The following is a 21,396-nucleotide window of genomic DNA, read 5'->3' on the forward strand; positions in this document are numbered from 1 at the left end:
GCCCCGCGCCGCACCAGGACGGTGGCGAACCGCCATGAACCTCCCCCGAGCCCGGCACCCGGGCTTGCGGCTGCGCACGACGTGGCCGGCCCCGCACGCGGTACTGGTGACCGCGCGCGGCGACCTCGACAGCGTGACGGCCGGCGACCTGGCCACGCTGCTCTCCGACCGCCTGTGGGCGACGCCCGGACGGCTGACCGTCGATCTGTCCGAAGTGGACTTCCTGGGCGTGGCGGGCGTCGCGGTGCTCCGGCACGCCGCGCTCCAGGCGGCTCAGGGCGGGACCGAGCTGCTCGTGGTGACCGGGCCGAACCCGGTCGTCCGGCGGGCGCTGCAGGTGACCGGGGCGGACCGGCAGCTCACGGTGACCGAACGCCGGCCCGCCCCCGCGCCGGCGTGACCGCCGGCGGTGCGGTCCTAGCCGCGCAGCGCCGGAAGCAGTTCCTTCTCGGCGAAGTCGAGGAAGCCTTCCTGCTGGTCGCCCCCGATCTGGACCAGGGCGACGTCGGTGAAGCCCGCCTCGGCGAACTCCCGCACCGCCTCGGCGATCGGCTCGACGTCCGGGCCGCACGGGATGGATCCGGCGACGTCGTCCTCGCGGACGAACTGCGTCGCCCCGGCGAACCCCGCCGGTCCCGGCAGCTCGGCGTTGACCTTCCAGCCGCCGGCGAACCAGCGGAACTGCTCGTGCGCGCGCCGCACCGCGGCTTCCCGGTCGGTGCCCCAGGACACCGGAAGCTGCCCGACCTTGCGGGTCGGCGGCCCGAGCCGGGTCGCGTCCCACTCCTGGGACAGCTCCTTCTTCGGCTCGACGGCGATCATCAGGTCGGCCACCGGGGCGAACCGCTGGACCGACTGCGAGCCGGACACCGCAACCCCGATCGGCACCCGGGTCTCCGGCAGGTCCCACAGCTTCGCCGAGTCGACGCGGAAGTGCTTGCCCTCGTAGTCGAAGTACCCGCCGTCGAACAGGCCGCCGATGATCTGGACGGCCTCGGCGAGCATGTCGTGCCGGACGTTCGCCCCGGGCCAGCCGCGGCCGACCACGTGCTCGTTGAGGTTTTCCCCCGCGCCGAGGCCCAGGGTGAACCGGCCGCCCGAGAGCGCCTGGACGGTCGCCGCCTTCTGGGCCACCACCGCCGGGTGGTACCGCATGGTCGGGCAGGTCACGTAGGTCATCAGCTCGGCGCGCTCGGTCACCTGCGTCACCGCGCCCAGCACGCTCCAGGCGTACGGCGCGTGGCCCTGCTCGGCCAGCCAGGGCGAGTAGTGGTCACTCATCACCTCGAAGTCGAAGCCGGCCTGTTCGGCCCCGGCGGCGTACCGGACCAGGTCGTTCGGCCCGGCCTGCTCGGTCATCAGGGTGTAGCCGATCCGCATCGGCGCCTCCTCTCCGTCGGCCCCTCGCGTACCCGGGCGCTGCGGTCGGTAACCGCCCGGGCGCGGACGTTTACCCGATGGCCGAGCGGGTACTCACCGCGCGAGACGAAGGGAGCGGGCATGCCTCAGTCGTGGAGCGGCAAGCGCGAACGCCAGTACGAGCACATCAAGGACTCGGCCGAGGACCGCGGCGCGAGCACGAAACGGGCCAAGGAGATCGCGGCCCGGACGGTGAACAAGAACCGCGCGCAGTCGGGCGAGTCGCGGCAGGCCAGCAAGACGTCGCTCAAGGACAAGTCGCCGCAGCAGCGCGGCGGCGAGCGGTCCGGCAACCGGAAGGGGCCCGGCGGACCGACGAAGGCCCAGCTGTACAACGAAGCCAAGAAGCGCAACATCGACGGCCGCTCGACGATGACCAAGAAGGAACTCGAACGGGCGCTGGGCCGGTGACCAAACCCGAAATCCCTGATCACGAAGTGTCCGCATTCCCCCAGATGGGTAGTACCTCCCGCATGGAAGAAACTCGAAGCGACAGCTCGTTCGGTGGCAAGCCGACCGTCGACGAGCTGCTCGACGAACTCGTCGAGCTGCGGCTCCCCGCGATGGCGGAGCAGATCCCCCTGGTCCGGATGCTCACGCACGGCGTGGTGTCGCGCGCGGACTTCGGGCTGGACGCCATCGCCGACGCCAAGATGGCCGTAGACGAGGCGTGCGCGCAGCTCGTCCAGCTGGCCGAACTCGGGTCCCAGCTGCAGTGCCGCTTCCGGCTCGCGCCGGACGGGCTGCACGTCATCGTCTCCACGCGCTCGACCGACCCGCGGCCGCCGAGCGACCGCACGTTCGGCTGGCACGTCCTGACCACCCTCAGCCGGTCGGTCACCGCGTACTGCGACGTCCTGCCGGGTGGTGGCGCGGGCATCGTCACGATCGAGCTGGTGCTGAACCCGGGAACGAGCGCGTGAGCAGCGAGCGCAAAACCCTCCTCCACCGCCCGGACGAATACGCCCACTGCGAACCGCTGTTCGAGGAACTGGGCGAGCTCGGCCCCGACGACCCGCGGCGGGAGGTCGTGCGGAGCAAGCTCGTGACCGAGCTGCTGCCGCTGGCCGAGCACATCGCGACCCGGTTCTCCGGCCGCGGCGAGCCCCGGGAGGACCTGGTCCAGGTGGCGCGGATCGGCCTGATCAACGCCGTCGACCGCTTCGACCCCACCCGGGGCCACGATTTCCTGTCCTTCGCCGTGCCGACGATCATGGGCGAAGTCCGGCGGCACTTCCGGGACACCGGCTGGTCCGTCCGGGTCCCGCGGCGGCTCAAGGAGCTGCACCTGTCGCTGAGCCAGGGCTCGGCGGTGCTCTCGCAGCGCCTCGGCCGCGCCCCGACACCGACCGAGCTGGCCGAGCACCTGAACCTGGACGTCGACGAGGTGCGCGAAGGCCTCCTCGCGGGCAACGCCTACCAGGCGCTGTCGGTCGACAAGCCGGTCCACGACGACGCCGAGGCGCTGTCGCTGGCGGACACCATGGGGGAACCGGACCACGAGATGGCCATGGTGGAGAACCACGAGGCCCTCCAGCCCCTGCTGCAGGAACTGCCGAAGCGCGAGCGCGCGATCCTGGTGATGCGGTTCTTCGGCGGGCTGACCCAGACCCAGATCGCGGACCGCGTCGGCATTTCCCAGATGCACGTCTCCCGGCTGCTGTCGCAGACGCTGGAGCAGCTGCGCGGGAAGCTCACCGGCGAAGGCTGAGCCCACCCGCCGCAAGCGCCCCGATGTGGCGTTCGGTGCGTCCAGCGCACCCAATGTGGCGTTCGGTGCGTCGAGCGCAACCAACGCCACATTGGGGCGCTTCCCGCTCAGCCGAGCCAGCCGGGACGGCCGCCCTTCCGCAGCCGCCGCCACTCGCGCGCGAACGTCCCCCGCAGCTCCGCCGCCCGGCCGGCGTCCTGGGCGTGCAGCAGCCCGAAGACGAACGTGTTCTGCCCTTCGCCGTGGCCGGCGATGGCGAGGTGGTGCAGGACGTCCCGGCCGACCACGGTGTCCTGGTGCGCACCCAGGGTCTGCTGGACGGCCTTGACGTTCTTGCGCCACTTCTCCAGCTTCTTCCCGTACACCGGCTTCACGGTGTCGGCGGCGTAGCGGGCCTGCTTCGCCTTCTTGCGGACGGCGTGCAGGGCCGTCCCGAGTTCGTCGCCCGCCAGACCGCGAGCCGCCGCTTCGGCGCGGCTCAGCTTCTTCGCCACCTTGCGCAGCGGCTTGCGCAGGCCGGCCTTCGCGGGCTTGCGCGCCTTCGCGGTCAGCGGCGGCTCCTCCAGCACGGCGTCCAGCGTGCGCAGCAGCTCCAGGTAACGCTTGCCGGTCAGCGCCGCCATCGCGCGGGTCCGGCCTTCCTCGGCTTCGCGGGCGAAATACCGCGTGAGGAACTGGCGGACCGGCCCGAACACCAGCTCCGAGGGCACGCCGTCGAGCTGCGTGCGCAGCCGCTCCTCGGTGACCTCGGTGTCCCGCGCCGGCGAAAGCTGCCCGCCGAGCCACTTGAGCTCGGCCACGAGCGGCGCCGTCGCCTCCTTGTCGATGACGGACCCGAAGGTGCGAAGCGTGCTCCGCAGCTTCCGGATCGCGACGCGCATCTGATGCACGGAGTCGTCGACGTCCAGCCGCACCCCGACGTCCGCCCGGCGCAACCGGCCGTAGTGCTCGCGCAGGGACGCCAGCACGACGTCGCCCGCCGACGGCTTCTTGCCGGTGCCGGGCGGGGCCGGCAGCCGGTCGCCGAGCAGGCGGCGCAGTTTCGACGGCCACGGCGCCGCCGTCACCCCGGCCTTCCGCAGGGCGCGGTCGAACTCGCGAAGGCTGCCCGGGTCGGTTCCGGGGTCGAGCTCCAGTTCCAGTTCGCGCCATTCGTCGAGGCGCGCGGTCTTGCCGCCCGCTTCGCCGGTGACGTGGTCGTCGGTCAGGGTGGCGATCGTGTGCCCGCCGGCGTCGGCGAGCCGGTGGGCGAACCGGTCGGTGCGCAGGTGCGCGGCCGGCACCAGCTTCTCCCCCAGCGTGTAGGCCAGCACCAGGCGCCGCAGCCGGCCGGGCACCTTGTGGGGGTCGCTGCCCAGCGGGAGCTGGATCTCCTGCCGCTCGTCCGCCGAGACCGGCAGCTTGAGGTGCCAGCCGGCGTCGGGGCCGCCGACGCGCCGCCTCAGCGTGATGCCGCCGCGGGCCAGCCGGTAGGTCGCGGTGTCGTAGTAGGACGCGTCGAGCACGTGCTCCACCGGGTCGTCCTGGGTGGCGACGCCCCCGACGCCGACCAGGCGCGGGACGCCACTGCCCGCGACGATTTCGTACTTGCGTTCGCGTTCGGGCACCGGTGACGGCGCGGCCATGGTCGTCCTCCTCAGGATCCGGGTTCACCTCGAGGAGTACCCGGCCGCCCCGGCACCGACACGGGATTCGGTGCTCCAGCAGCGGGTATCCCTGCGGAAAACCCGGATCCGGACCAGGAGAGTGCATGAACGGCAGCCCACCCGCAACCGACCTGACGACCGTCCTCGACGGCGACCACCGCGAGCTCGACCGGCTCTGCACCGAGCTCGAACTCGGCCAGGGCAGCCCGGAAAACCGCAAGGACCTCGCCGACCACCTGATCGCCGAGGTGGTCCGGCACGCCGTCGCCGAAGAGCCGTACCTCGACGGCGGCGGCGACCTGGCCGAGGCGGACCGCCTGATGCGACAGCTGGAGGGCATCGGGCCGCAGGAAACCCGGTTCGAGCGGCTGCTGGGCGGGCTGATCCGCGCCGTCCGCCGGCACGTCCGCGACGAAGGGCCCGCGGCGGTGCGGAAGATCGGGCGCACCTGCTCCCCCGGCCGGCAGGCCGAACTGGGCCGGGAGGTGCTCGAGGCCCGGGACGCCGCGCCGACGCTCCCGCACCCGGACCTCGCCGACCGGGTGCCCCAGGCCGACCAGCTCTGGCCGGGCCCCGGCTTCGTCGACCGGGCCCGGGCTGCCCTGAACCCCCCGGCATCGGGTTGAATGGACAGCCGGCACCCCGGCGGAAGGCAGCGAAGACGGATGAGCGTCGGTGAAGAGGAGTGGGCCCGAGAACGGGCTTGGTTCGGGCAGGACGGCGAACCGGCGCCGGGTCCGCTGGCGCGGCAGATCGCCGACCTGACGCGGACCCTGCTCGACGCGACGCCGACCGTCGGCGGGGTCCTCAAGCTCGTCGTGGGGGCCGCCGCGGCGCTCGTCCCGGGCGCCGACCTGGTCAGCGTCACCCTGCGTGACGCCGACGGCACGTACCACACGCCGGTCGGCACCGATCCGGTCGCCGACCAGCTCGACCAGGTGCAGTACGACCACCGCGAAGGCCCGTGCGTCGAATCGGCCCGCCCGGACGGGCCGGCCCTCGGCTGGTCCCAGGACCTCGGGCGTGACCCGCGCTGGCCGGCGTTCGGCCCGGCCGCCGCCCGGCACGGCTACCACTCGGTGCTGGCCACCGCCCTGCTGCCGGACGCCCGGCCGCCCCGGCTTTCGGGCGCGCTCAACATCTACTCGCGCACGCCGGGCGCGTTCGGCGGCCCCGCGATCGACACCGCGCTGCTGCTGGCGACGCACGCGTCGCTCGCCCTCGCCCACACCCAGGCCGTGGTCTCCGCCGAACTGGAGGCGGCGCACCTGCGCCGGGCGGTCGACAGCCGCGACGTGATCGGCCAGGCGAAGGGCATCCTGATGCAGCGCCGCGGCATCACCGCCGACGAAGCCTTCGACGTGCTGCGCCGCGCGTCGCAGGACCTCAACGTCAAGCTCGCCGATCTGGCGAAGACGCTCGCAGCGCACCACAGCGAGGTCGATCTGCCGGCCTCCGAAGCCTGACCGCATGCCGAGGGCGGCACCTCCGATGGGAGGTGCCGCCCTCGGCGTCCGTTACGGGATTACTGCGCGGTGTACGGGGACCGGTTCTCCAGCGACGGGCTGGCAGCCGGGTAGCGGCCGTCCTGACCCGGCACCGGCGTCACCGTGGTGCCCTGCTGCTCCGCCTCCACCCGCGGCCGGGGGCCGCGCTGGACGACCGCCTCGACCTCCTGCTCGCCGCGGATGCGGGCCAGCACACCGAGGGTGATCGCGTGGGCCAGGGCGAGGATCAGCAGCAGCACGCCGATCCGCCCGACCACGCCGGGCAGGTCGCTGCCGCCCATCTCGATGGTCGAGATCAGGGCCAGCACACCCAGCGTCGCGAGGTGGAACAGCACCGTGACCAGGCGCGTCATCGAAGCGCCCGCCGCCGGGTCGCCGTAGGAGTTTTCCAGGTACCGGCGGCCGCTGCGGTAGATGACTTGCCCGTCGATCAGGACCAGCGCGATGCCGATCGCGAGGAACGACAGATACGCGTTCGTGGTCATGCGGACGCTCCTTCCTGGGGGACCTTGCCGGAGGAATACCCGGCAGGTCGCGCAGGGAAACGCCGCGGTCACGCGGTGAAGGTGTCCGGGTCCGGTCCGGTGCGGCGGCCTTCGTCGAGCCGGCCGATCGCGGCCATGTCCGCGTCGTCGAGGGTGAAGCCGAACACGCCGAGGTTCTCCCGCATCCGCCGGGGCGAGACCGACTTGGGGAACACGATGTTCCCGAGCTGGACGTGCCAGCGCAGCACCACCTGCGCGACGGTCCGCCCGTGCTTCTCCGCCAGGCCCGCGAGCACGCTGTCGCCGAGGACGCCGGCCCGGGCCAGCGGGCTCCACGCCTGCGTGGCGATGCCGTGCGCCCGGTGATATTCGCGCAGCCCGGCCTGCTGCAACGCCGGGTGCAGCTCGATCTGGTTCACCGCCGGGACGGTGGCTGTTTCCGCGGCGAGGCGGTCGAGGTGGGCGGGCTGGAAGTTCGCCACGCCGATGGCACGGGCCTTGCCCGCCCGCAGGAGGTCGTCGAAACCCAGCCAGGTCCGGACGTAGTTGTCCCGGGCCGGCAACGGCCAGTGGATCAGGTAGAGGTCGACGTAGTCGAACCCGAAGCGGCGCAAACTGCCTTCCAGCGCGGTGATCGCGTTGTCGTGGCCGTGCGCGTCGTTCGCCAGTTTCGTGGTGACGAACACGTCTTCGCGGGCCAGGCCGGATTCGGCGATCGCGGCACCGACGGCGGCCTCGTTGCGGTACAGCTGCGCCGTGTCGATGTGGCGGTAGCCCAGCTCCAGCGCCGCCCGCACGGCGCGGGTGGTGTCCTCGGGCGGGATTCCGGCCACCCCGAAGCCGAACTGCGGGATGCACACGCCGTTGTTCAGTTCCAGCGCGGGAACTCCGGCTGTGGTGGTCGTCATGCCCGCCGCGTACCCGAGGCCGCCCGGACGCGAAACGCGGCGGGGCGGGATCCACCCGCCCCGCCGCCGGATCTCACCCGGAACGGGTTACTGCCCCGGGCGCTCCACATCGCCGCGCCAGCCGCCGGTCTCGCGGCCGCGCTGCTCGATGAACTCCTTGAACCGCTTGAGATCGCCCTTCACCCGCCGGTCGAGAACGCCGAGCTTGTCGGCGACGTTCTCGGCGAAGCCCTCCGGGTCGATGTCCATCTGGGCGGTCACCCGCGTGCGCGAGTCGTCGAGCCGGTGGAAGGTGATGACGCCGGCGTGGTCCGGACCGGAGTCCGACGTCCACGCGACCCGCTCGTCGGGGTGCTGTTCGGTGATCGTCGCGTCGAATTCGCGCGTCACGCCACCGAACCGCGTCACCCAGTGGGTGTGGGTGGCGTCGAGCTGGCGGATCTCTTCGACGCCTTCCATGAACTGCGGGAATTCCTCGAACTGCGTCCACTGGTTGTAGGCGGTGGAAACGGGGACTTCCACGTCCACGATTTCGGTGATCGTGCTCATGCACTCCTCCTCGTCGGGGGTCGACGCAATTCGGCTACCCGGTGCGACGGCGGCCAAACCCGGCGCGGTTGATCCCGGACCGGGCCGGGTACCCGGCGGCCAGGCAAGGAGGTGTTCCGTGATCGAAGAAGCGAACAAGAAGCCGGCGGCCGAGCGCTCGGTCGGCGAACTGGTGACCGACCTGACCGACGAGGTCAAGCGGCTGGTCCGGGACGAGATGCGGCTCGCGGCCTTCGAACTGCAGCGCAAGGGCAAGAAGATGGGCCTGGGCGCCGGGTTGTTCGGCGCGGCGGGCCTGTTCGCGTTCCTCGGGGCCGGCACGCTGGTCGCGGCGGCCGTGCTGGCGCTGGCGCTGGTGGTGCCGGGCTGGCTGGCGGCGGTGCTCGTCGCGGTCGCGCTGTTCGTGATCGCCGGGATCGCGGCGCTGGTCGGCAAGAAGGAAGTGTCGCAGGGAGTGCCGCCGCTGCCGGAGGAAGCGATCACCGGCGTCCGCGAAGACGTCGACACGGTGAAGCAGGGAGTGCGGACATGAGCGGGGACTTCCCCAAGAACGCCGAGGAGGCGCGGCTCGACCGGGACACCACCCGGGAGGAGCTCACCGAGACCCTGGAGGCGCTCGGGCACAAGCTCGACGTCAAGGCCCGGGTCAAGGAGAACGTCGACGAAAAGCTCGACCAGGCGACCGCGAAGGTCGCCGGGGTGACGAACGAACCGACCGCGGTCAAGTTCCGCCAGGGCGCCGACGCCGTGCGCGCGAACCCGGTGCCGGTCTTCGCCGGCGTGCTGGGCCTGCTGATCCTGATCCGCCTGATCCTGCGCCGGAGGAATTCGTGAACAAAGCGCTCTACAAGCCGTTGAGCTGGGTGGTGGGTGCCCTCGGCGGCATCCTCGCCGGCCAGGTGTTCAAGCAGGTCTGGAGCCGGGTGGCCGGCGAAGAAGACGCCCCCGACGCCACCGACCGCGACTACACCTGGCGGCAGGTGGTCATCGCGGCGGCGGTGCAGGGGGCGATCTTCGGTGCGGTCAAGGCCGCCACCGAACGCGCCGGTGCCGTCGGTTACCGCAAGGCGACCGGCGACTGGCCCGGCGACGACTGACCACAGTGGACGGCGGGGAGGCGGGTGATCAGGCCTTCCCGCCGAGCCCGGGGCCCATGCCGACGAGCGCGGCGCCGACGCCGGGGTGGATCGTCAGCAGCACGTCGGCCCCGGTGGCCTCCAGCGACCGGGTGACCGCGTGGCCGCCGAGCACGACGGCGAGTTCGGTGCGGGCGTTCGCCTCCAGCAGCGACCGGACACCGGCGCAGCTGAGGAAGGCCACCCGCGTCAGGTCGACGACCAGCCGCCCGCCGGGGGCGAGGGCTTCGTCGAGGATGCGGACGGTGGCGGCGTCGATGTCGCCCACCAGGGTGAGGACGCGGATCCCACCGGGGCGTTCGGTCGTGGTGACGGTCAGGCCGGAAGGTTCGTAGATCGTGCGGAAACAGTCGTCCATGGCGCTCCCTTTCTCAGAGTGCGGGGGCGCTGACCGGAGCACGTGTCTGAACAACAGCCAACACCCATGACCGTACGCCCCTGTGCTGTGAGGTCAACCCCGCGGGTTTCCCCGCTCCGGCCTCGGGTAATCCGTTCGGGACGAATGTCCGGCCCGGGAAGGGGATCCATGCGTGTCGTGATCGTGGGCGGTGGTTTCGCCGGTTACCACGCGGCGAAGAGCCTGCGGAAAGAGGTGGGGGAAGACGTCGAAATCGTCGTGCTGAACCCGACGGATTATTTCCTCTACCTGCCGTTGCTGCCGGAGGTGGCCGCCGGGATCCTCGACCCGCGGCGGGTCACGGTTTCGATCCCCGAGACGCTCCCCGGCGTCCGCCTGGTGCTCGGGTCGGCCACCGGCGTGGACTTCGCCGCCCGCAGCGTCAGCTACACCGACCCGGAAGACCGAGAGCACCGGATCGGGTACGACCGGCTGGTCCTGGCCGCGGGCAGCGTCAACAAGCTGTTGCCGATCCCCGGCGTCCCCGAGCACGCGCACGGGTTCCGCGGCGTGCCGGAGGCGCTGTACCTGCGTGACCACATCACGCGGCAGATCGAACTGGCCGCCGCGGCCGACGACCCGGCCGAGTGCGCCGCCCGCTGCACGTTCGTGGTGGTCGGCGCCGGCTACACCGGCACCGAGGTGGCCGCACAGGGTCCCGCGTTCACCGCGGCGCTGGCCAAACGGCACCCCGAGCTGGCCGGGCAGAAGATCCGCTGGCTGCTGCTCGACGTCGCCGAGCGACTGCTGCCCGAGCTCGACGAACGGCTCGCGCGTACCGCCGGCGAGGTGCTGCGCTCGCGCGGGGTCGAGGTGCTCATGAAGACTTCGGTGGACCACGCCGACGCCAAGGGCGTCACCCTGACCAACGGCGAGGCCGTGCCGTCCCGGACCCTCGTGTGGTGCGTGGGCGTGCGCCCGGACCCGCTGGTGGCCGGGCTCGGGCTCGAGACCGCGAAGGGCAGGCTGGTGGTCACCGAGCAGCTGAACGTGCCGGGCCGCGACGACGTCTTCGCCTGCGGCGACGCGGCCGCGGTGCCCGACCTCACCCGCCCCGGCCAGTACACCGCGATGACCGCGCAGCACGCCGAGCGGCAGGGCAAGCTCGCCGGGCGCAACGTGGCGGCGTCCCTCGGCCACGGCCGTCCCGGCACCTACCGGCACCACGACCTCGGTTTCGTCGTCGACCTCGGGGCCGGCGCCGCCGCGGCGAACCCGCTGCACGTGCCGCTGTCCGGGCGGCCGGCGAAGGCCGTGACGCGCGGCTATCACCTCATGGCGATGCCCGGCAACCGGGTCCGCACGGCCGCCGACTGGGTCCTCGAGGCGCTGACCGGCCGCCAGACCGTCCAGCTGGGGCTGGTCCGCTCCGGCGCGGTCCCGCTCGACACCGACGCCCCGGAACTCCCCCGCCGCTGAATCCCCTTTCCCGTGAGGAGAACGCATGTCCGCCGAATCCGATCCGGCCCGCTCCGAAGGCCCGTCCGTGGTGACCGCGGGCGACGCGTCGGGCCCCAAGGTGATCGTGCTCGACCCGGCCGGCGCCGCGAAGCACGACGAACTGCCCGCGACCTGGCGGCCGCTGACCGAAAAGCGAGCCGTCTTCTGGTGCCGGGTGCCCGCCGGTGGCGCCCTCTCCGAAGCCGACGACGTCCTCGGTGACGCCGGTCCCGGCGATCCGGAGATCGCCGTGGTGGCGAGCGGCCCGTTCGCGGCGGAGGCGCTGCAGCTCGTCGAGCGGCACCCGGGCGCGGCCCGGCACCTGCTGCTGGTCGATCCGGCGTCGGACGCGTTCCTGCCCTCCGGCGACGCCGCGGCGGCCAACGACGCCTGGCTGGCCGAGCACGACGACGTCGTCGCGAAGCTGCGTGAGGCGGGCACGGACGTGCGGGTGATCGCGTCGAGCACCGAGGGTCCGGAGGATCGCGTCCCGCCGCCGCTGCCGCTCGGTCACCCCGACGTCGTCACGGCGGTGCGCTCGGCCCTCGGCGCGGGCTGACGGCCAGGTCCACGAACGCCCGCACCACCGGGGACACCGGGCCGGCCCGCCAGGCCAGGCCCAGGTCGATCCGCGGGGCGGGGTCCTCCAGCCGGCGCAGCACCACCCCGCGGCGCCGCAGCGCCCGCGCCCGGTGTTCCGGGACCGCCGCGATGCCCGCGCCCTCGGCCACCGCCCGCATCAGCTGCTCGTCCTCGGGTTCCTCGCGGACGATCGGCGGCAGCCCGCCCGGCCAGACCTGGCCGCTGATCGCGTCGTACTGGCCGGGGCCGTTTTCGCGCGGCCAGAACACGACCGGCTCGGCGGCGATCCAGGCCCGCCGCACCCGGCCGCGACGGCGGGCGAGGGCGTGCGCCGACGGCAGCGCGAGCAGGACCTCCTCGGACCCGACCACCGCGACCTCGAGGCCCGGGGCGGTCACCGGGGGCCGCACGAACCCGGCGTCGATCTCGCCCGCCGCCAGCCGGGCCAGGTTCAGGCTCGTCCAGCCCGTCTCCAGGGCGAGCTCGACGCCCGGATACCGCTCGCGGTAGGCCGCGACCAGGTCTCCCGCCAGTGGGCCCGGCGCCGACCGCGTGTAGGCGATCCGCAGCCGGCCGGCGTCGCCCCGGCCGGCCGCGGTGACGGCGCCGCGGGCCCGCTCCAGGTGGCCGAGCAGCTCGCGCGCCTGCTCGGCCGCGACGCGGCCGGCCTCGGTCAACGCGAAGCGCGGGCCCGTGCGGTCGAGCAGGGCGACGCCGAGTTCCGCCTCGAAGGCGCGGATCTGCTGGCTCAGCGACGGCTGCGAGACGAACAGCCGGGCGGCCGCCTTCGTGAAGTGCATCTCCTCGGCGAGCACGGCGAAGTAGTGCCAACGGCGCAGGTCCACGCAGCGATCATAGGACGCGCCTATGACTTCATCGGGACGAAGTCTTGGACCGGCCGTCCGGCCCGCTGCTGTCCTGGACCGGTGACCACGACCAGCGCACCCCGCACCCGCACCGACCGGAAGCTGCTCGCCGTCGCCGCCGCGGCGGACCGGGGGCTCGCCACCCCGATGGCCGGGTTCGTCGACCTCGCCGGCGTCCGGGAAGCCGTCGAGGACCTCACGACGGCGTTCGCGCCCCTCGGCCGCGTCCAGCACACCGTCGCCGCCAAGGCGTGCGGCCTCGCGCCCCTGCTGCGCTTCCTCGGCGACCTGGGGGTCGACGCCGAAGTGGCCAGCCCGGGCGAGACCGCGGTGGCGGAGGCCGCCGGTCTCCGGGGTCCGCGGCTGGTGCTCGACTCCCCGGCCAAGACCACCGCCGAACTCGCCCACGCCCTCGCCGAGGGCACGGCGGTCAACGCCGACAACTTCCAGGAGCTGGCCCGCCTCGACGCGCTGGTGGGCGCGACACCGCCGCGGTCCGTGCTGGGCCTGCGGATCAACCCGCAGGTCGGCGCGGGCCGGATCGGTGACACCAGCACCGCCACCGCGGCGTCGAAGTTCGGGATCCCCTTGCGGGACAAGGGAAACCGCGCGCGGCTGCGGGAGGCGTTCGCGCGCCGGCCGTGGCTGACGCGGCTGCACGTCCACGTCGGCTCGCAGGGCTGCCCGCCGGAGCTGATGGCCGAAGGGATCGCCGCGGTGCACGAACTCGCCGGGGAAATCAACGCCGGAGCCGGCTACCGGCAGGTCACCAGCCTCGACCTCGGCGGCGGGCTGCCGGTGGACTTCACCTCCGACGAGCCGCGCACGGCTTACGCGGACTACGTCGCGACGCTGCTGGCCCGGGTCCCATCCCTCGGTGACGGCCGCTACGCGTTCGTCACCGAGTTCGGCCGGTCCCTGCTGGCGAAGAGCGGCTTCCTCGTCAGCGCGGTGGAGTACACCAAGGTCGCCGGCGGCCGGCACATCGCGGTGACGCACGCGGGCGCCCAGGTGGCGGCGCGCACGGTGCTCCAGCCGGAGCACTGGCCGCTGCGCATCGGCGCGTTCGACGCCGCCGGGATCCCGAAGACCGGCCCCGAAGTGCCGCAGGACATCGCGGGACCGCTGTGTTTCGCCGGCGACCTCCTCGCCCGGGAACGGCCGCTGCCGCTGCTGGAACCCGGCGATCTCGTCGTCGCCCACGACACCGGCGCGTATTACTTCGGCGCGCACTACGCCTACAACACGCTGCCGCGCCCGGCGGTGCACGGCTTCACCGTGTCGCCACGCGGTGACGTCGAGTTCACGCCGCTGCGCCGCGCGCAGACGCTCGCCGAACTGGTCGCCGACGCCGGTGGTGAATTCGTCGGAACGCTCCCCCGGCGTTGATCACCGGCGTACGATCCGGGCACGCCGAGGGGAGACTGCCATGGGGGCCGGCCGGGACCTGCCGCGGTTTGCCGCGCTGCCAGTGGGAATCGTCGTCGCCGTCCAAGCCGTCGTGCTGACGGCGTTGTCGGGGCGTTACGGCTTCCACCGCGACGAGCTGTACTTCGTCGCCGCGGGCCGCCGGCCGGACTGGGGATACGTCGACAACCCGCCCATCACCCCGTGGCTCGCCCGGGCGTCGACGGCGCTGTTCGGCGAAACCCCGGCGGGCCTGCGGGTGGTGGCGACCCTGCTGGGCATGGCGACCGTCGTGGTCGTCGCGCTCATCGCGCGCGAGTTCGGCGGCGGCCGCGGTGTCCAGCTGTTCACCGCCATCGCGACGGCGTTGTCCTCGTACGTGCTGGTGGTGTCGCACATGCTCGCCACCAACTCCGCGGACGTGCTGCTGTGGTCGGTGATCGCGCTCTTCGGCCTGCGGCTGCTGCGCACCGGCGACGGCCGGTGGTGGCTCGCCGTCGGCGCGGCCGCCGGGCTCGGCCTGGCGAACAAGTGGCTGGTGCTGCTCCTGCTGTCCGGGCTCGGCATCGGCGTGGCCGTCGCCGGGCCGCGCCGGGTGCTGCGGACGTGGTGGCTCGCGGCCGGGATCGGGATCGCCGTCGTGTGCGCGGCCCCGGTGGTGCTCTGGCAGGCGGCGCACGGCTGGCCGATGCTCACCGTGGCCGGCGGGATCAGCGAGGATGACGGCGGCGAAAACCGGCTGTTGTTCGTGCCGATGCAGCTGATCCTGCTCTCGCCGGTGCTGGTGCCGGTGTGGGTGGCGGGGCTCGTGCGGCCGTGGCGCGACCCCGGTCTGCACTGGGCCCGCGCCCTGGCGGTCGCCTACCCGGTGGTCTGCGCCGAGCTCCTGGTCGTGGGCGGCAAGCCGTACTACTCGGTGCCGTTGCTGCTGCCGCTGGTCGCGCTCGGCGCCGAACCGGTCCTGCGGTGGCTGGGCCGGGGCGGGACGGTCCGGCGGGCGCTCACCGGCGTGGCCACCGCGGTGTGCGTGGCCGTGTCCGTCCTCATCGGACTCCCGGTGGTGCCGGCGCCCGCGCTGAACGGCCCGCTGCTGGCGCTGAACAAGGAACCGGGCGAGCAGGTCGGCTGGCCGGACTTCGCCGGCACGGTCGCGGGCGCCTGGGCCCGCATCCCGGCCACCGAACGCGACACCGCGGTGATCCTCGCCGGCAACTACGGCGAGGCCGGGGCGCTGGAGCACTACGGACCCGAACGCGGCCTGCCGCAGGCGTATTCGCCCCACATGTCGTACGCGGACTGGGGGCCGCCGCCGGACCGGCTGGTCGGCCCGGTGCTGCTCGTCGGGCGGCTCCGGCCCGGCTCGCCCGCGGCCCGCCTGATCACCGGCTGCCGCGCGGTCGCCAAGCACCACAACGCCGACGGCGTCGACAACGACGAGGAGGGCGTTGTGCTTTCCCTCTGCACGCTGACGCGGCCCTGGTCCGTGGCGTGGCCGCAGCTTCGGCACTACTACTGAGCGGTCCGCGCTACCCTCGGCGCATGGTGGCGACGCGCACGGCGGTGGCCGTGGTGGGGGCGGGCCCGGCCGGACTGACGGTGGCGAACCTCCTGCAGCGCGCGGGAATCCCGTGCGTGCTGCTGGAACAGGAGAGCCGGGCGTTCATCGAACAGCGGCCGCGCGCCGGGTTCATCGAGGAGTGGGCGGTCCGCGGGCTCGAACGCCGCGGGCTCGGCGAGCGGCTCGTCGCGCGGGCACCGCAGCACGAGCAGTTCGAGTTCCGGTTCGCCGGGCAGCGGCACGTCTTCCGCTACGGCGACGTCACCGGGCAGCGGCATTTCGTGTACCCGCAACAGCTTCTGGTCACCGACCTGGTCGCGCAGTACACCGGCGCCGGCGGCGAGGCGGTCTTCGGGGTCTCCGGCGTCGAGCTGCACGGCCTGACGTCGGGCTCCCCCGCCGTCACGTTCCGGGCGGGCGGAGGCGAGCACCGGCTCGAGTGCGACTTCGTCGCCGGCTGCGACGGCGCCCGCGGCGTCTGCCAGGGGTACCTGCCGGCGGAATCGACCGTGAAAGCCCACCACGACTACGGAATCGGCTGGCTGGCGCTGCTCGCGGAAGCACCGCCGTCGGCCGACGGCGTGCTGTTCGGCATCCACCCGCGCGGATTCGCCGCGCACATGGCCCGCACGCCCACGGTGACGCGGTTCTACCTGCAGACCGCACCCGGCGAGACCGAAGCGGACTGGCCCGACGAGCGCGTGTGGCAGGAACTGCACGCGCGGCTCACCGTGCCCGGCGGCGACATCATCGAGGGCAAGCTGTTCGAGAAGCGCGTCCTCGACATGCACAACTACGTCGTGGAGCCGATGTCCCACGGCCGCCTGCACCTCGCGGGCGAGTCGGCGCACCTGGTCGCGCCGATCGCGGCGAAGGGCATGAACCTGGCGCTGCACGACGCGTTCCTGCTCACCGAGGCACTTCAGGCGTACTACGCGGGCGATCCGGCGCCGCTGGCCGGCTACTCCGCCGCGTGCCTGCCGCTGGTGTGGCAGTACCAGGAGTTTTCGCTGTGGCTGTCGGACGTCTTCCACCACACCGCGGCCGCGGGCGAGAACCCGTTCGCCGCGCGCATCGCGGAGGCCCGGATGCGCCGCCTGCTGGCTTCGCCCGCGGCCGCGACGGCGTTCGCGGAGCTGTACATCGGCAAGAACGCCGGCTTCTGAGGCACGGCTGAGGCTGTCAAGAAGAACAAGACTGCACTTTCCGCGGAATCGCGGGCACGCTCTCGGGCATGCAGGAACTCACCGCCGAGCAGGATCACCTGAACGTCCTCTACGCCCGCCTCGACGCGCTCCGGGAGGAGGCTGCCGCCGCGCTCGCCCGCGGCCACGCGCCGGATGTGTGGCAGGCCGAGGTGACGCGGCTGGCGGCGGCCGAGGACGGGCTGTGCTTCGGCCGGCTGGACCTGACCGGCGGCCGGCGCCTCCACATCGGACGGCTCGGGCTGTTCACCGGCGACGACGAACCCCTGCTGGTGGACTGGCGCGCGCCCGCCGCCCGGCCCTTCTACACCGCGACCGCCGCCGAGCCCGGCGAAGTCGTCCGACGGCGGCGGATCACCACCCGGGGCCGGACCGTCGTCGCCCTCGACGACGAGCTGCTCGATCCCGACGCGCCGGCCGAGGGGCTGGTCGGCGAGGCCGCGCTGCTCGCCGCGGTGACGGCCGGGCGCACCGGGCGCATGCGGGACATCGTCACGACGCTGCAGGCCGAGCAGGACCGGATCGTCCGCGACGACGCCCGGGGCGTCCTGGTCGTGCAGGGCGGGCCGGGCACCGGCAAGACCGCCGTCGCCCTGCACCGGGTCGCGTACCTGCTCTACACCCACGAACACCTCCGCGACCGCGGGGTGCTCGTCCTCGGTCCCAGCCGGGTGTTCCTGGACTACATCGGCCAGGTGCTGCCCGGCCTCGGCGAGCACCGGGTGGTGACGGCGACGCTGCCCGACCTCGTCCCCGGCGTCGTGGTCACCCGGGTGGACTCCCCCGCGGAAGCCGCGCGCAAGGGCCGGGCGGACATGGCGGCCCGGCTGGCCGAACGGGTCCGCGCCGCGGTGGCCGTTCCCGGGCACGCCGTGGACGTGGAGTTCGAGCAGCAGGTGCTGCGGCTGGACCCGGCGGCGCTCCGCCGGGCGGTGCGGACGGCCAGGGAGACCGGGCTGCCGCACAACCAGGCGCGCCACGTGTTCCACCGGGAGGTCGTCGCGACGCTGACCGGGGAGCTGGCCGCCCGGATGGAGGCGGTGGTGTTCACCGAGACCGGCGAGGCCCTCGACGGGGGCAGTGCGGACGGCCGCCTCGGCGAGGCGGAACTGCGGGCGCTGGCCGCAGCAGGCGTGGTGCTCGGCCCGGAGGACGACGACGGCCCGCGCACGCTGCTGGACGACGTGGACCGGGAAGCGCTGCGGACGGCTCTGCTCGCCGACACCGGCGTCCGGGACGTGCTCGACGGCCTGTGGCCGCCGCTGACCCCGGCGGACGTGGTCGCGGGGCCGTGGAGCGCCGCGGACGTCCCGCTGCTCGACGAGGCCGCCGCGCTGGTCGGGGCGAGCGTGCCGGTGTTCGGGCACGTGGTGGCCGACGAGGCCCAGGAACTGTCCGAAATGGACTGGCGGATGCTGCTGCGCCGCTGCCCGTCCCGGTCGATGACCGTCGTCGGGGACCTGGCCCAGACCGGGAGCCCGGCGGGGGCCACGTCGTGGGACCGGGCGCCGCGGCCGCACCGGGTCGCGGAGCTGACCGTCGGCTACCGCACCCCGCGGGAAATCATGGACGCGGCGGCGAAGGTGCTGGCCACCCACCACCCGGCGCTGCGGCCGCCGACGTCGGTGCGGTCGAGCGGAGAGCCGCCGTGGCGGCAGGCCGCCGACGACGTCCCCGGTGTGCTCGCCGAGCTCGCCGGCGAGCACACCGGGGGGAAGCTGGCGATCATCGCGCCCGCGGCCGGCGAGCTGGCGGCCGCCCTCGCGCTGCGGCGGCCGCCGGACCCGGCGGACGAAGTCGTCCTGCTGACCCCGGCCGAAGCCAAGGGACTGGAGTTCGACTCGGTGGTGATCGCCGACCCCGCCGCCGTCCTCGCGGCCGGCCCGCACGGCGCCAACGACCTCTACGTGGCGATGACGCGGGCCACCCGGTCGCTCGGGGTCGTCCACCGCGGGCCGGTCCCGCCGGAACTGGCCTCGCTGGCGGAACGGCCGGTCAGCTCCAGGCGATCTTGAACACCCACGTGTAGCGCCCGGCCTCGCGGGCCGCGGCCGGGACGTCGATCACCAGCGCGCCGTTTTCGACGGTCCAGTGCAGGCTTGCGCGGTGGCCCAGCAGCGTCACCCGGTCACCGCGGCGGATCGGCACCGGGGCGTCGACCGCCAGCCTGCTGCCCGGCGCCGTCAGCGAATGCACGTAGAACGCCTCGTTCTGCTTGACCGTGAACCGCAGGTCGCCGAGCTGAGCCATCCGCGACCAGTACGTCGTGTCGTAGATGGCCTCGCCGTTGACCTTCAGCCACGCGCCCGCGTCGCGCAGGTGCCGCTGCATGACGTCCGGGATCGTGCCGTCGAAGTCCGGGCCGATGTCGAGCAGGAAGTTGCCGTTCTTCGAGACGATGTCGACCAGTGTGCGGACGACCTCCGCCGCCGTCATGTACTTCTCGTCGGGAGTCGCGCGGTTGTAGCCGTAGGAGAACGGGTCGAGGCCGCGGCTCGCCTCCCATTTCGCCACCACGGTGTTCGGGTAGGTCGTGTACTCCGGGGTCGTGAAGTCGTGGTCGGGAATGCCGCCGCGGTCGTTGTAGGTGACGTCCTTGGGGCGCTTGCGGTTCTTTGCGCGGTTGAAGTACTCGGTGAGCACCGTCCGGCTGTCGTTGACGCCGCCGATGTCGAACCAGAGGACGTCCGGGTCGAACTCCGAGATCAGCTCGAGCACCTGCGGGGCCTGGTAGTCGCGGACGAAGTCCTTGCCCGCGGTGTAGCCGGTGTAGGGCAGCGGCGCGCCGGTGTAGGGGTTGCGCGGCGCGTGCCCCATCCACGGGTTGTCCGGGTTGAACCACTCCGGCAGCGAGAAGTACAGGCCGTTGCGCAGCTGCGGGGTGTACCTGCGCGAGGCGGCGAACAGCTCCGCGACGATGTTCCGCTTCGGCCCGAGCTTCACGGCGTTGCGGTCGCTGACTTTCGTGTCCCACAACGCGAAACCGTCGTGGTGCTTGGACGTCAGGACGTAGTACTCCGCGCCCGCGTCCGCGATCAGCTTCAGCCAGGCGCGCGGGTCGAACTTCGCCGCGGTGAACTGCGGGATGAAGTCGTCGTAGGTGAAGTTCTCGCCGTACTTCTGCCGGTGGTAGGCGTAAGTGGGCCCGTTCGGGTCCTGCTGGTTCTGCCAGTACCACTCCGCGTACTGCTGCCCCACCGGCGCCCACGCGGGCACGGCGTAGACACCCCAGTGGATGAAGATGCCGAATTTGCTGTCGGTGAACCAGTAGGGCGCGCGATGGGTCGAGAGGGACGCGTCGGTGGGCCGGAAGTCGGGGACGCCCAGGGTGATCGGCACCTGCTGCGTCGCGAGCGTGCCGCGGCCGGCGGTCACGCGGATCTGGCCGTTCGTCGTGGTCCCGGGCGGCACCGACGCGTTCGGGGCGAGCCCGAGCCGGACCGTGGCCTGCTCCCCCGGCGCCAGGGCGCGGATCTGCGCGGGAACCGTCGTCCGGCCGCCCGGGACGTCGACGGTGACGCTGACCCGGTCGCCCGCGCCGAGCCACGTGGTTCCGGCGTTGACGATGGTCGCTTCGGCGGCCTGCGGCCCGCCGTCGGTCAGCAGGTTCGCCGTCGAGCGGCCGTCCAGGACCAGCGCCGAGCGGCCCACGGCCACCGGCTGCAGGGTGAGGGCGAAGACGTGCAGGCTGGCGACGTTCGGCGCCGGGTTCGCCGTCGTCGGCAGGGTCAGCGCGACGGCCTCGCGCGCCGGGTCGACCCAGACCTGGCCGGTGGCCAGCGAAACCGGGTTGTTGTCGACGACACCGCCGGGTGCGTAGCGGAACGGCGAGACGAGCGCGCCGCTGCCGGTGTACCAGTCCGGGCCGGACAGCGATCCGGTGCTCGTGCTGCCGTCGGCGTAGTGCACGGTCGCCGCGCCGCCCGCCGCGCCGTAGCTGGCGGCGACCAGGAAGTACGCGACGAAGTAGCGGCCCTTCGGCAGGTCGATGCGCTGGCCGGTGGCGGCGATGTTGTTCTTGGCCCCGGCGGCCGCGGAGCCGAGCCGGAACGGGACACCGCCCGCGGTGACGGTCTGCCCGGCGGGGACGTGCTCGGCCGGGAAGGTGTAGCCGGAGCCGTCGAAGTCGCCGCCGGGGGCGGACGCGCTGTCGATGCCGTCGCAGGAGAACCAGGGGTCGAGGGCGACGGGCACGGGTGGCGGGGGCGGGACGATCGGGGTGTCGGCGCGGTCGGTTTCCGCGTCCACGGGCACGGCGGCACCGGCGGGGGTCAGGCCGGTGGCGGTGAGGGCGACGGCACCACCGAGGGCGATACCGAGGGCTTGACGGCGGGGGAAGGTCGGCACTGAGCCTCCAGGGATCGGATGACTACGGCGGAATGACGGCAGGATTCGTCCCCAGGAGACCTATCTGCCGCTGGCGGAGCTGATTCATCCGATGAATGAGCCTGCTTGCTGACTCCTGCCGTGTCAAGGGGCCAAGTGGCCCGATCGTGGTGAACCAGGCTCGTGTTCGCCGCGTATCACTGGGTAACGAGCTGCAGCACTCGCCGTCAGAACCCAGCCGCACGAAAGGCCC

Annotated in this window: 23 protein-coding genes; 15 read left to right on the forward strand and 8 right to left on the reverse strand. The window is 73.1% G+C overall.

What is annotated here, in order from left to right:
* Nucleotides 1–34: 34 nt before the first annotated feature.
* On the forward strand, nucleotides 35–400 hold the full coding sequence (locus tag AB0J55_RS13360; RefSeq protein ID WP_364247154.1) for an STAS domain-containing protein: 366 nt from the start codon (nucleotides 35–37) through the stop codon (nucleotides 398–400).
* Between the two features lie 17 nt (nucleotides 401–417).
* Here the strand turns inward: AB0J55_RS13360 and AB0J55_RS13365 are convergent, their stop codons facing one another.
* Nucleotides 418–1,380, reverse strand: coding sequence for an LLM class F420-dependent oxidoreductase (locus AB0J55_RS13365; protein WP_364247156.1), 963 nt, complete (start codon nucleotides 1,378–1,380; stop codon nucleotides 418–420).
* Between the two features lie 120 nt (nucleotides 1,381–1,500).
* On the opposite strand from AB0J55_RS13365, the gene AB0J55_RS13370 reads away from it, so the two are divergent.
* The 3 genes from AB0J55_RS13370 to AB0J55_RS13380 all read left to right on the forward strand — a co-directional run bounded on the left by AB0J55_RS13370 (nucleotide 1,501) and on the right by AB0J55_RS13380 (nucleotide 3,130).
* Complete coding sequence (locus AB0J55_RS13370; RefSeq protein WP_364247158.1) at nucleotides 1,501–1,830, forward strand: plasmid stabilization protein; 330 nt, start codon at nucleotides 1,501–1,503, stop codon at nucleotides 1,828–1,830.
* Nucleotides 1,831–1,892: 62 nt separating this feature from the next.
* The gene (locus AB0J55_RS13375; protein WP_364247161.1) at nucleotides 1,893–2,342 is read left to right on the forward strand and encodes an anti-sigma factor; all 450 of its coding nucleotides are present in this window, start codon (nucleotides 1,893–1,895) and stop codon (nucleotides 2,340–2,342) included.
* Nucleotides 2,339–3,130 carry a SigB/SigF/SigG family RNA polymerase sigma factor gene (locus AB0J55_RS13380; RefSeq protein ID WP_364247164.1) on the forward strand — a complete coding sequence of 264 codons (792 nt, stop codon included), beginning with the start codon at nucleotides 2,339–2,341 and terminating at the stop codon, nucleotides 3,128–3,130. Before AB0J55_RS13375 ends, AB0J55_RS13380 begins: the two co-directional genes overlap by 4 nt.
* Nucleotides 3,131–3,237: 107 nt before the next feature.
* On the opposite strand, the gene AB0J55_RS13385 is transcribed toward AB0J55_RS13380, so the two are convergent.
* Entirely contained in the window at nucleotides 3,238–4,755 is a 1,518-nt protein-coding gene (locus tag AB0J55_RS13385; RefSeq protein ID WP_364247168.1) for a CYTH and CHAD domain-containing protein, read from the reverse strand.
* A gap of 125 nt (nucleotides 4,756–4,880) precedes the next feature.
* Between AB0J55_RS13385 and AB0J55_RS13390 the strand changes: the two genes are divergently transcribed.
* On the forward strand, nucleotides 4,881–5,402 hold the full coding sequence (locus tag AB0J55_RS13390) for a hemerythrin domain-containing protein (RefSeq protein ID WP_364247170.1): 522 nt from the start codon (nucleotides 4,881–4,883) through the stop codon (nucleotides 5,400–5,402).
* A gap of 39 nt (nucleotides 5,403–5,441) precedes the next feature.
* Entirely contained in the window at nucleotides 5,442–6,242 is an 801-nt protein-coding gene (locus AB0J55_RS13395) for a GAF and ANTAR domain-containing protein (protein WP_364247173.1), read from the forward strand.
* Nucleotides 6,243–6,301: 59 nt separating this feature from the next.
* Here AB0J55_RS13395 and AB0J55_RS13400 read toward each other — a convergent pair whose 3' ends face one another.
* From AB0J55_RS13400 to AB0J55_RS13410, 3 genes are all read right to left on the reverse strand, one after another.
* Nucleotides 6,302–6,769 carry a hypothetical protein gene (locus AB0J55_RS13400; protein ID WP_364247175.1) on the reverse strand — a complete coding sequence of 156 codons (468 nt, stop codon included), beginning with the start codon at nucleotides 6,767–6,769 and terminating at the stop codon, nucleotides 6,302–6,304.
* A gap of 68 nt (nucleotides 6,770–6,837) precedes the next feature.
* The gene (locus AB0J55_RS13405; RefSeq protein WP_364247178.1) at nucleotides 6,838–7,677 is read right to left on the reverse strand and encodes an aldo/keto reductase; all 840 of its coding nucleotides are present in this window, start codon (nucleotides 7,675–7,677) and stop codon (nucleotides 6,838–6,840) included.
* A gap of 87 nt (nucleotides 7,678–7,764) precedes the next feature.
* Nucleotides 7,765–8,226: an SRPBCC family protein gene (locus tag AB0J55_RS13410; protein ID WP_364247181.1), complete on the reverse strand. Its 462-nt coding sequence runs from the start codon at nucleotides 8,224–8,226 to the stop codon at nucleotides 7,765–7,767.
* Nucleotides 8,227–8,344: 118 nt separating this feature from the next.
* Here AB0J55_RS13410 and AB0J55_RS13415 point away from each other — a divergent pair, with 118 nt between their 5' ends.
* Genes AB0J55_RS13415 through AB0J55_RS13425 form a run of 3 tightly spaced genes read left to right on the forward strand, consistent with a single transcriptional unit; the run spans nucleotide 8,345 to nucleotide 9,323 of the window.
* Nucleotides 8,345–8,758, forward strand: coding sequence for a phage holin family protein (locus AB0J55_RS13415; RefSeq protein ID WP_364247184.1), 414 nt, complete (start codon nucleotides 8,345–8,347; stop codon nucleotides 8,756–8,758).
* Complete coding sequence (locus AB0J55_RS13420) at nucleotides 8,755–9,060, forward strand: DUF3618 domain-containing protein (protein ID WP_364247187.1); 306 nt, start codon at nucleotides 8,755–8,757, stop codon at nucleotides 9,058–9,060. Before AB0J55_RS13415 ends, AB0J55_RS13420 begins: the two co-directional genes overlap by 4 nt.
* A complete protein-coding gene (locus AB0J55_RS13425; protein ID WP_364247189.1) occupies nucleotides 9,057–9,323 on the forward strand; it encodes a DUF4235 domain-containing protein in 267 nt (88 codons plus the stop codon). The genes AB0J55_RS13420 and AB0J55_RS13425 overlap by 4 nt, the downstream gene beginning before the upstream one ends.
* Before the next feature lie 28 nt (nucleotides 9,324–9,351).
* Here AB0J55_RS13425 and AB0J55_RS13430 read toward each other — a convergent pair whose 3' ends face one another.
* On the reverse strand, nucleotides 9,352–9,720 hold the full coding sequence (locus AB0J55_RS13430) for an STAS domain-containing protein (protein WP_364247191.1): 369 nt from the start codon (nucleotides 9,718–9,720) through the stop codon (nucleotides 9,352–9,354).
* 168 nt (nucleotides 9,721–9,888) lie between these two features.
* Here AB0J55_RS13430 and AB0J55_RS13435 point away from each other — a divergent pair, with 168 nt between their 5' ends.
* A complete protein-coding gene (locus AB0J55_RS13435; RefSeq protein WP_364247193.1) occupies nucleotides 9,889–11,178 on the forward strand; it encodes an NAD(P)/FAD-dependent oxidoreductase in 1,290 nt (429 codons plus the stop codon).
* Nucleotides 11,179–11,203: 25 nt separating this feature from the next.
* On the forward strand, nucleotides 11,204–11,758 hold the full coding sequence (locus AB0J55_RS13440; RefSeq protein WP_364247196.1) for a hypothetical protein: 555 nt from the start codon (nucleotides 11,204–11,206) through the stop codon (nucleotides 11,756–11,758).
* Here the strand turns inward: AB0J55_RS13440 and AB0J55_RS13445 are convergent.
* Nucleotides 11,724–12,626, reverse strand: coding sequence for a LysR substrate-binding domain-containing protein (locus AB0J55_RS13445; protein WP_364247199.1), 903 nt, complete (start codon nucleotides 12,624–12,626; stop codon nucleotides 11,724–11,726). The genes AB0J55_RS13440 and AB0J55_RS13445 overlap by 35 nt on opposite strands.
* Before the next feature lie 81 nt (nucleotides 12,627–12,707).
* Here AB0J55_RS13445 and AB0J55_RS13450 point away from each other — a divergent pair, with 81 nt between their 5' ends.
* The 4 genes from AB0J55_RS13450 to AB0J55_RS13465 all read left to right on the forward strand — a co-directional run bounded on the left by AB0J55_RS13450 (nucleotide 12,708) and on the right by AB0J55_RS13465 (nucleotide 18,832).
* On the forward strand, nucleotides 12,708–14,036 hold the full coding sequence (locus AB0J55_RS13450) for a diaminopimelate decarboxylase (protein ID WP_364247202.1): 1,329 nt from the start codon (nucleotides 12,708–12,710) through the stop codon (nucleotides 14,034–14,036).
* Between the two features lie 40 nt (nucleotides 14,037–14,076).
* A complete protein-coding gene (locus tag AB0J55_RS13455; RefSeq protein ID WP_364247205.1) occupies nucleotides 14,077–15,570 on the forward strand; it encodes a glycosyltransferase family 39 protein in 1,494 nt (497 codons plus the stop codon).
* 23 nt (nucleotides 15,571–15,593) lie between these two features.
* Complete coding sequence (locus tag AB0J55_RS13460; RefSeq protein WP_364247207.1) at nucleotides 15,594–16,778, forward strand: 4-hydroxybenzoate 3-monooxygenase; 1,185 nt, start codon at nucleotides 15,594–15,596, stop codon at nucleotides 16,776–16,778.
* 68 nt (nucleotides 16,779–16,846) lie between these two features.
* Nucleotides 16,847–18,832: a UvrD-helicase domain-containing protein gene (locus AB0J55_RS13465; protein ID WP_364247213.1), complete on the forward strand. Its 1,986-nt coding sequence runs from the start codon at nucleotides 16,847–16,849 to the stop codon at nucleotides 18,830–18,832.
* Here AB0J55_RS13465 and AB0J55_RS13470 read toward each other — a convergent pair.
* Complete coding sequence (locus AB0J55_RS13470) at nucleotides 18,813–21,164, reverse strand: alpha-L-fucosidase (protein WP_364247217.1); 2,352 nt, start codon at nucleotides 21,162–21,164, stop codon at nucleotides 18,813–18,815. The two genes, AB0J55_RS13465 and AB0J55_RS13470, sit on opposite strands and share 20 nt — an antisense overlap.
* Nucleotides 21,165–21,396: the final 232 nt, after the last annotated feature.

Origin of the sequence: Amycolatopsis sp. NPDC049688 (genome assembly GCF_040674975.1) — a bacterium.
Classification (GTDB): Bacteria; Actinomycetota; Actinomycetes; order Mycobacteriales; family Pseudonocardiaceae; genus Amycolatopsis.

Excerpts from the sequence above, each read along its gene's own strand:
- AB0J55_RS13420 (WP_364247187.1), top strand. The coding sequence starts at position 8,755 with ATGAGCGGGGACTTCCCCAAGAACGCCGAGGAGGCGCGGCTCGACCGG.
- AB0J55_RS13385 (WP_364247168.1), bottom strand. The coding sequence starts at position 4,755 with ATGGCCGCGCCGTCACCGGTGCCCGAACGCGAACGCAAGTACGAAATC.
- AB0J55_RS13375 (WP_364247161.1), top strand. The coding sequence starts at position 1,893 with ATGGAAGAAACTCGAAGCGACAGCTCGTTCGGTGGCAAGCCGACCGTC.
- AB0J55_RS13395 (WP_364247173.1), top strand. The coding sequence starts at position 5,442 with ATGAGCGTCGGTGAAGAGGAGTGGGCCCGAGAACGGGCTTGGTTCGGG.
- AB0J55_RS13460 (WP_364247207.1), top strand. The coding sequence starts at position 15,594 with ATGGTGGCGACGCGCACGGCGGTGGCCGTGGTGGGGGCGGGCCCGGCC.
- AB0J55_RS13410 (WP_364247181.1), bottom strand. The coding sequence starts at position 8,226 with ATGAGCACGATCACCGAAATCGTGGACGTGGAAGTCCCCGTTTCCACC.
- AB0J55_RS13440 (WP_364247196.1), top strand. The coding sequence starts at position 11,204 with ATGTCCGCCGAATCCGATCCGGCCCGCTCCGAAGGCCCGTCCGTGGTG.
- AB0J55_RS13365 (WP_364247156.1), bottom strand. The coding sequence starts at position 1,380 with ATGCGGATCGGCTACACCCTGATGACCGAGCAGGCCGGGCCGAACGAC.
- AB0J55_RS13400 (WP_364247175.1), bottom strand. The coding sequence starts at position 6,769 with ATGACCACGAACGCGTATCTGTCGTTCCTCGCGATCGGCATCGCGCTG.
- AB0J55_RS13455 (WP_364247205.1), top strand. The coding sequence starts at position 14,077 with ATGGGGGCCGGCCGGGACCTGCCGCGGTTTGCCGCGCTGCCAGTGGGA.
- AB0J55_RS13370 (WP_364247158.1), top strand. The coding sequence starts at position 1,501 with ATGCCTCAGTCGTGGAGCGGCAAGCGCGAACGCCAGTACGAGCACATC.
- AB0J55_RS13435 (WP_364247193.1), top strand. The coding sequence starts at position 9,889 with ATGCGTGTCGTGATCGTGGGCGGTGGTTTCGCCGGTTACCACGCGGCG.
- AB0J55_RS13390 (WP_364247170.1), top strand. The coding sequence starts at position 4,881 with ATGAACGGCAGCCCACCCGCAACCGACCTGACGACCGTCCTCGACGGC.
- AB0J55_RS13360 (WP_364247154.1), top strand. The coding sequence starts at position 35 with ATGAACCTCCCCCGAGCCCGGCACCCGGGCTTGCGGCTGCGCACGACG.
- AB0J55_RS13465 (WP_364247213.1), top strand. The coding sequence starts at position 16,847 with ATGCAGGAACTCACCGCCGAGCAGGATCACCTGAACGTCCTCTACGCC.
- AB0J55_RS13405 (WP_364247178.1), bottom strand. The coding sequence starts at position 7,677 with ATGACGACCACCACAGCCGGAGTTCCCGCGCTGGAACTGAACAACGGC.
- AB0J55_RS13430 (WP_364247191.1), bottom strand. The coding sequence starts at position 9,720 with ATGGACGACTGTTTCCGCACGATCTACGAACCTTCCGGCCTGACCGTC.